This is a genomic window from Neobacillus novalis NBRC 102450, from assembly GCF_001591805.1.
Lineage (GTDB): Bacteria > Bacillota > Bacilli > Bacillales > Cytobacillaceae > Neobacillus > Neobacillus novalis.
The window spans coordinates 24,479-32,229 of the sequence record NZ_BCVP01000049.1 but is presented as its reverse complement, the minus strand read 5'-3'; the positions used below and the strand labels follow the sequence as shown (position 1 = coordinate 32,229).

Sequence of the window (7,751 nt, the reverse complement as noted above, 5' to 3'; positions counted from 1 at the left end):
TAGATTCGGTCGCTTAAAGCTCTTTCTAGTTCAACTTTACGAAATATTATAGGGACAGTCGCAATTGGCGGAAAATGTGTATCAGCAACAAATCTACCATTCAATTCTATAAGAGAATGTCCGAGGGGGGTGACAGTATACCTAAATAAAATGGGACGAGGAGCCTCGTCCCATCGATTATTTCACCCATGCTCCACTAGCATTGAAGAGGTATTTTTCCCCTGAAATGGATAGCCAGCCTGTTTGCATGGCTCCGCTCTTTCCGAGGTAGTACAATTTCGATCCGTCTTTCAGCCAGCCCGTTTGCATGGCTCCGCTCTTACCGAGGTAGTACCATTCCGATCCGTCTTTCAGCCAGCCCGTTTGCATGGCTCCGCTCTTACCTAGGTAGTACCATTTCGATCCGTCTTTTAGCCAGCCTGTTTGCATGGCTCCGCTCTTATCGAGGTAGTACCATTTTGCACCGTCCTTCAGCCAGCCTGTTTGCATGGCTCCGCTTTTTCCTAGGTAGTACCATTTCGCCCCGTCTTTCAGCCAGCCCGTTTGCATTACTCCGCTCTTGTTGAAGTAATACCATTTGGCATTTACTTTTTCCCATCCTGTTACTTTGCTGCCTTTACTGTCATAGTAGTACCAATTGCGGTTCTCATCTTTCCAGCCCGTTTTCACTTCTTCGACTGGCACTTCAATTTGATTAATAGTTAGTTTACCCAGTGCTTCCTGTGTAACTCTTTTTCCAGCTGCATCTGTTAGTTCCACTTCAATAATAGCATCTTGAATCTTTACATCTGGAACGGTCCATACACCTTTGTAAGCTCCCGGCGTTACCTCTTCCATTTTATTTTTAGAAGAAGAAGATTTCGCATTCATTTGCGCAGGGAGTTTCACTTCAAAGTTTGCTTCTCCGCCGAGTACATTACTTTGGAAGGAAATTTCTAGCTTCTCACCTGGGAACAAATGCTGGTCAATTGCCGGCTTAAGATTTTTTATAACAGGTTTATCGGTTATTAGTGAAACGATAACAGGATCCGATTTCCCCGTCACTTTTCCATCTAACATGGAGACCGCTATTAAACTATTTTCACCTTCTGTCAATTTCGTTGGGATTGTAAATGTACCTTCATCGCCAACTTTTGCTGTACCTACCTCTTCATTGTTATTCATCAATTTAATCGTTGTTGTCGGTGAGGCAGTTCCTTCTACAATGATGCTTTCGTCTTTGAATACTTCTTCCTGTTTTGGCGAAGTAATGATAGGCTTGTCTACTTCATAACTTACACGTGCACGGATCATATAATTACCGTCTTCAACAAAAGCTGGATAAAATTCACCGTCCAGATATTGATAGCTTCGCTCTGTATATGGATCACCATTATCGGTTGCTAAAGGCAGTGCCTCCGGATAATTCAGTGTTTGAACATACACTATATAAAAATCTCCATCAACCTTGATATTGTAATCAGTTAAATCAACTACTGTCCAATCATCCAATATGGCATCGGCCGCTATCGGTCCAGCAAGTTTTTTTCCCGGTAAACCATCCCGGCCAGAAGCATCCCATACCTCCACATTAAATTCTGTTCCAAACGTGTCTGAGTATTTACTTTTCATGAAGTGAAACACTCCATCTGTGACAATCGCTGATTTCTTATTCTCTGGCAATGACATTTTAACTGCCCAGCCAGCTCCACCGCCAAAATACATACTGCCATTATCAACCATTCCATTATCGTAGCCAATTTCCCCGCCAGGATACGTGTAAAAAGGATCAAGAACAATATCAACCACTTGCCCATTTCCTTTTATTGTAATAGGAACATCTTGACTGTGATAGCCGCTTCTCATGGCTCTCAACGTATAAGTACCTTCGTAGCCTGTAATTTTATATTGACCGTCCTTATTCGTTGCCACCGGTGCAATATTGGCATCTTCCATAAGTAGTAATGTTACACCTTCAACTGCTTCCCCCGATATTTTATCCGTAATCACACCACTTACAGTTCCTTTTGGGATTTCGTTCAAGGTGAAATCGGCGTGGATTGCTTTATCTTTTTCAAAAATTACGGATTGCTGTTTAGATTGATAGCCATATGCTTCAGCTTGAACGGTATACTTCCCGACCGCATGTAAGAATTTATAAGACCCGTTATCGGGATTGGTGTTAACGTACTGTCTGCTTTCAAGAGCACTTACTTTCCCCCTAATCGGCAAATCAGACTCCTCAAGCGTTTGAACGACTTTTCCTTCCAAAGTCCCTAGACCTTCTCTAATAGAAGAAACAGCATTGTAAGCATTGACTAATCCATAGCCGTATCCATTATTTGGTGACTCTGGATAGTCCTTATCCTTTAAAGGCGTTGCTGTTTCTAGTAAAATTTTTTCGATTTCATCAACCGATAAACTTGCATCCACTTCATATAATAATGCTACAATTGCCGATACAGCGGGGGCCGCCATTGATGAGCCATTCCAACCGCCATCGTAATCACTGCGTGGAATGGATGAACGAATATTCGCTCCAGGCGCTGAAATATCTGGCTTTATTTCACCATATGGGGAAGGCCCACGTAATGAAAAGTCTCCAACTATATCATTACTATCAGTTGCTCCCACCGCAAATGATTCAGGGTAGTTTGCTGGATTGGCGACTGATCCAGGTCCGCCATTATTAGTCATACTTGTGTTTCCAGCTGCAAATGTGGGAAATATCCCGGCATTTCTCCATTCCCTTACTACATCCCGATACCATTCATCAAGACCTGGTCCGCCACCCCAGGAGTTGTTAACAATATCTGGTGCCATGTCAACTCGAGTATTCCCCTTGGAATCTGTTGGTGCTAAAATCCACTCCGCAGCAGCCAATAGGTTGGCATCACTTCCGCTAGTTTCTGAGAATGCCTTAACGGCAATCCATTTTGATCCCGGTGCTACTCCTACTTTGTTAGACCCATCTGGTTCACTTCCGACCATTGTCCCAGTCACATGTGTTCCATGCCCAAAATCATCATATGGAATCGATCGGCCAGCAGTTGCATCAAACCAATTGAAGTCGTGATCAACTTCTCCAGTTGCTGCATTATAGCCGCGATACTTTTCCTTTATTGCGGGGTGATCCCATTGAACACCGGTATCAATACTTGCAACAACTACACCTGAACCGTCGATTCCCTTTTCCCATAAAGCTGGAGCTCCAACTCTCTCAACGTTCCACTCTACATTTGCAAGATTTAAATTGGGACTTTCCTCTTTAGTTGTTGAAGCAAATAATTGCCTTGTTTCGTTTGGTAATAATTTTTCAACTTCCGAAAAGGTTGCGATTCTTTCTGCAACCTCTTTCGTTGCTGTAACAGCCATACCATTGACGATAAAATAGCCCTTAAAGGACTCGACATTCCCTTTACGCGCTTCTTGTTTAAGATATTTTAATACGTTTTGTTGCTCTACCTGTGCCGTAGCTTTTAATTCAGATACAACTGCGGAGCGCTGGATAAACTTTTCTTTATTCGCAGTTAGTTTTTCTTGCTTTGCAATCGCCGTCGTACGTTTTATAGCATTTGCTGTATCTGCTTTTTCCTTAAATTTTATTAAAAAAGTTACTTTTTCATCTTTTTTAAACGAATCTAGTAAATGTTTACTAATCTTTACCTTTGAAGCCGTTTGCGGATCATTTACATATCGATATGATGCCTTAATGGATTCAGCATTCGCAAATCCTGGTGATAGTAAGGAAAATATCAAATGTAATACTGCTACAATACTAAAAAAACGCACGTGAAATTGTTTCTTTTTCTTCAATTCGTTTCCTCCCTTTCGGTTTTAAATGTCAATAGTTACTATTATATTGTGGAATACTATATTTTCCTAGATATTTATTTGAATAGTTTGAATAAACATTAAAATTATCGATAGATTCTCTTAATGGCACCCTATTTATTAAAAGGCGAAAAGGCAAAGAGCCATTGTTCTCTGCCTTCCTTTCATACATTAATGCTTAAAACTTTAGCTGAGCGGGGGTCTGACCCCACTGGCAAGTAGATACCAAACAAATAAATGTGGAAAAGAATAATGAATTGATAGAGAAATAATGGAACACTTTTACTAACAAAGCAGGTTTGTGCAAGTAAAAATATGTATCTTTTTTCTCTTTAATTCGTATATGATTTAAAGGTACGGAATAGTCGGACGAGACTGAATATTAAAATTTATCGGGAGGGAACGACATGATAAGTGATATTATCATAACAGTAATTTTTATGATTCCAATGTATGGATTCTTTATTTGGGCTTATAATTGTCCAGAAGACTGTATTTTAATTGGAAGAAGGTGGATGTTTAAAGGAGAACCTGAAATCTCTTCGAATGTTATCCGATATATTAAATTTGCGTCAATTTTCGCTATGGTGGGGTCACCTATTGTTCTTATAAGTATTTTCTTAAAGCCTTATGTTTTCGGTTTAGCTTTAATTGTATTTATACTTGTCTTAATCACTGGTGCAACTTTAATACTTACAGCCGAAAGTAAAGATTAAATTAATTACTTGTTTCTTATAGTAATGACGGGGTGCATTACTTGAAGACACTGTCAGGCAAGAAGATACCAAACAAAATGAATGTGGAATTGTGAGTTAAAAAGTGCGTTGATCCGAAAAAAGATTGCCGTACTTTTTTATTGAGAACAAACGCTGCTGGTTAGCAATCCAGTAGCAAATTGTAAAATATTGTTTTTAAAGTAACTGCTCAGGTTAATTTAATAAAATTGGAAAATATCAAATGGAATATAAATGTTAAAATGGAATTGTATATAAAGGTTTTAAGCGTTAAAAAATCAAATTTTAGGAGGGTTAATTTGCAAAAATGTGAAAACTGTCACTCACAATTTAGCTGGAATAAAATCTTTAAATCGTTTTGGTGGACATATAAACCAATTGAATGTGACAACTGTGGTACTAAACATAAAATAACTATTTTAGGTAGATTTACAGTTGTTGCACTGACTATTTTACCATTGTCGGTATTTGGCTATTTCTTTTCTCCTTTCAATAACGTTTTTCTGACCATAGTTATTGGACCTCTTATACCAATTGTTGGTTTCTTGTTCACGCCATATGTTGTTCAATACGAAGAGGAATTGTGAGGAACTATACTTAAACAAAATGTGGGCGATGAAATAATCTTACAATAATTCGATCAAATTTTTGTTACTAAAACAAAGGAGTAATTAAATTGAATGAACTTAATCTGATTAATGCGTACAAAAGCGAGCTTCAAAATTATTCATTGAAACAGCTAAGATATATATCGGAAGATGGGGTTTGGTCTATTGGGCAAATGTATGACCATTTAATTCTCGTTGCCCATGAGTATCTTAATAATATGGAAACATGTGCTACCTTAAATGATAAACAACCGCTTGGAAAAACGGAGTTTGGTAAGCATTTATATAAGATCGGAGGATTTCCACCAATTAATATAAAATTACCGGATGAATTAAATGCCCCACCTAATAATTCGGATAGCAAAGAAGACCTTATTTGCAGAATGGATCAGGTAATTCTAAGGTTAAGCCAATGGGAATCGAAAGTAGATGATATAAACCCAAATTATAAAGTCGAGCATGGAGGGTTCGGCTGGCTGAACGCAAAGGAATGGTATGATTTGGTTGGTATGCATTTTCGTCATCACTTGCGTCAAAAGGATAGGTTAGAACAAAGGCTTTTTAAGTAACGGACGCGATTATTCGTGCTAAATGTTCTTTGCTCAAATGAAATGTGGTCACTCTTTATATGCTTTATATCTCTTTTAAGCTACCCAATACGGACGATTTCCCTGGCTTCGGTCGCGTATAGCACTTATAAGCTACCCAACTTGGACAATTTTCTCGGGTTCGGTCGCTTATAGCCCCTATAAGCTACCCAACTTGACCAATTTCCCTGGCTTCGGTCGCTTATAGCTCTTATAAGCTACACAACTCGATCATACTCCTCGGCTTCGATCGCTTACAAACAATTTTCCCATTTATAGGTAAATCAAATGAGTTGTCAGTCCCCAAAACAGGTAAATCTGACCGTTGTTAATGGAAGCGTTTACCATTATGATTTATTTATACACATCAGTTGAAAAACACAAATGTTATCTAGATCTTTTTTCCTCATTAAGTGTTCCATCATGGAGCGAGGCAATGGTATTAAAGGAAGGTTTTTCCTTCCTATTTAAACAATAAAAGAGAGGATGATAGTTTCAGTGTTATGGAGAAAACGATTTGTATTTGTATTACTTTTAGCAAGTGTCTTCTTTTTGCCTGCAAGCTGGGCGATGGCAAAAGACATAGAAACGGACATGAATGACACGTTTTACATTGATGTTTCCGTGGCAACAATATGGACAAAACCTGATATTTTAAGAGATGTCGATACGCCTTCTGCCACTAATCCGGCTGATTTAAGAAAATGGACGATGAGTATGACGTATCAAGATAAACTCGGCCTTGTCGGGAAGCTTGAAACACAAGCCTTGTATGGTTCCAAAGCGACCGTGCTTGAAAGACAAGGAGATTGGGTGAAGGTTGCGGTCCACAATCAATTTACCCCTAAGAGTGACATAGGTTATCCTGGATGGATGCCGGCGGTCCAATTATCGAAACAACCAAACTATGAAAATCAGCTGAACCGCCCGTTTGCCATAGTTACTTCTCCAACAGCCTGGTTATATAATGAAAAACACGCAAAAAGCGAATTCCTGGAGCTTAGTTTCAATACCCGGCTGCCGGTTATGCAAGAATTCGAAAACGAAGTGTTAGTCGCTACGCCAAGTCACGGCAAGAAATGGCTGAAAAAAGCAGATGTCACCGTCTATAAAACTGAAGCAGATATTCCAGCCCCAACTGGAGAAGAGATCGTTAATACCGGAAAAAAGTTCTTGAATCTTCCTTATTTATGGGCTGGCGCGTCAGGCTTTGGATATGATTGTTCAGGATTTACTTACACCATCTATCAAGCAAATGGCATTTTGATACCAAGAGATTCCTCTGTACAAGCCAAATACGGCACACCAGTTGATAGAAAAGATCTCCAACCGGGCGACCTGCTTTTCTTCGCCTACAATGAGGGAAAAGGAAGCGTTCACCATGTAGGCGTCTACATAGGTGATGGTAAAATGCTCCACTCGCCTAACTCCTCAACCCACGTTCGCATCGATGATATTGAAGCTTCTGGATTTGGGAAAGAATATGCTGGTGCACGGAGATATCTAAAATAATGGCAAACATCCACTCGGGGGGCTTCAAATAACCCAGTGGATGTTTTTTTAAAATTAGAATATTGATAGGATGAATGTCTAATTAATATTAAAAGAGAACTCTTATTCTACCGGTCGACCAAGTACGCGAACTTCGTAACGCAACGCTTATGTACTAGAACTTTGCATTTATTTGTAATTGGGACGAGGAGCACTTGGATATTTGGAGGATATTGTCCAATAAAGAGAGCTAATAGACAATTTGGGAGTTTTATAAGGGGGGGTGTCCAATAGAAGAGCTCTAATGGACATTCTCGGTGCTTTATAAGGGAGGTTTGTCCAATAGAAGAGTTCTAATGGACAATCTGGGTAGTTTATAAGAGGGGGTTGTCCAATAGGAGAGCTCTAATAGACTTTCCGGGTGCTTTATAAGGGGGTTTGTCCAATAGAAGGGCTCTAATGGACATTCCAGGTGCTTTATAAGGGGATTTTGTCCAATAGAAGGGCTCTAATGGACA

General features: G+C 39.5%; 5 protein-coding genes. 4 read left to right on the top strand and 1 reads right to left on the bottom strand.

Annotation, left to right across the window (positions count from 1 at the left end; translation table 11 throughout):
• Positions 1-177: 177 nt before the first annotated feature.
• A complete protein-coding gene (locus tag BANVL01_RS28720) occupies positions 178-3,795 on the bottom strand; it encodes a S8 family serine peptidase (RefSeq protein WP_082805130.1) in 3,618 nt (1,205 codons plus the stop codon).
• A gap of 425 nt (positions 3,796-4,220) precedes the next feature.
• Here BANVL01_RS28720 and BANVL01_RS24190 point away from each other — a divergent pair, with 425 nt between their 5' ends.
• The 4 genes from BANVL01_RS24190 to BANVL01_RS24175 all read left to right on the top strand — a co-directional run bounded on the left by BANVL01_RS24190 (position 4,221) and on the right by BANVL01_RS24175 (position 7,254).
• Positions 4,221-4,529 carry a hypothetical protein gene (locus BANVL01_RS24190; RefSeq protein ID WP_066092600.1) on the top strand — a complete coding sequence of 103 codons (309 nt, stop codon included), beginning with the start codon at positions 4,221-4,223 and terminating at the stop codon, positions 4,527-4,529.
• Between the two features lie 317 nt (positions 4,530-4,846).
• Complete coding sequence (locus tag BANVL01_RS24185) at positions 4,847-5,134, top strand: TIGR04104 family putative zinc finger protein (RefSeq protein ID WP_066092603.1); 288 nt, start codon at positions 4,847-4,849, stop codon at positions 5,132-5,134.
• Positions 5,135-5,223: 89 nt separating this feature from the next.
• Entirely contained in the window at positions 5,224-5,724 is a 501-nt protein-coding gene (locus BANVL01_RS24180; RefSeq protein ID WP_066092606.1) for a DinB family protein, read from the top strand.
• A gap of 516 nt (positions 5,725-6,240) precedes the next feature.
• Positions 6,241-7,254 (top strand): C40 family peptidase, encoded by a 1,014-nt coding sequence (locus BANVL01_RS24175; RefSeq protein ID WP_425311844.1) that lies wholly within the window; start codon positions 6,241-6,243, stop codon positions 7,252-7,254.
• Positions 7,255-7,751: the final 497 nt, after the last annotated feature.

Bases quoted from the DNA above. Each gene is read 5' to 3' on its own strand.
- BANVL01_RS24190 (WP_066092600.1), top strand. From the start codon at position 4,221: ATGATAAGTGATATTATCATAACAGTAATTTTTATGATTCCAATGTAT.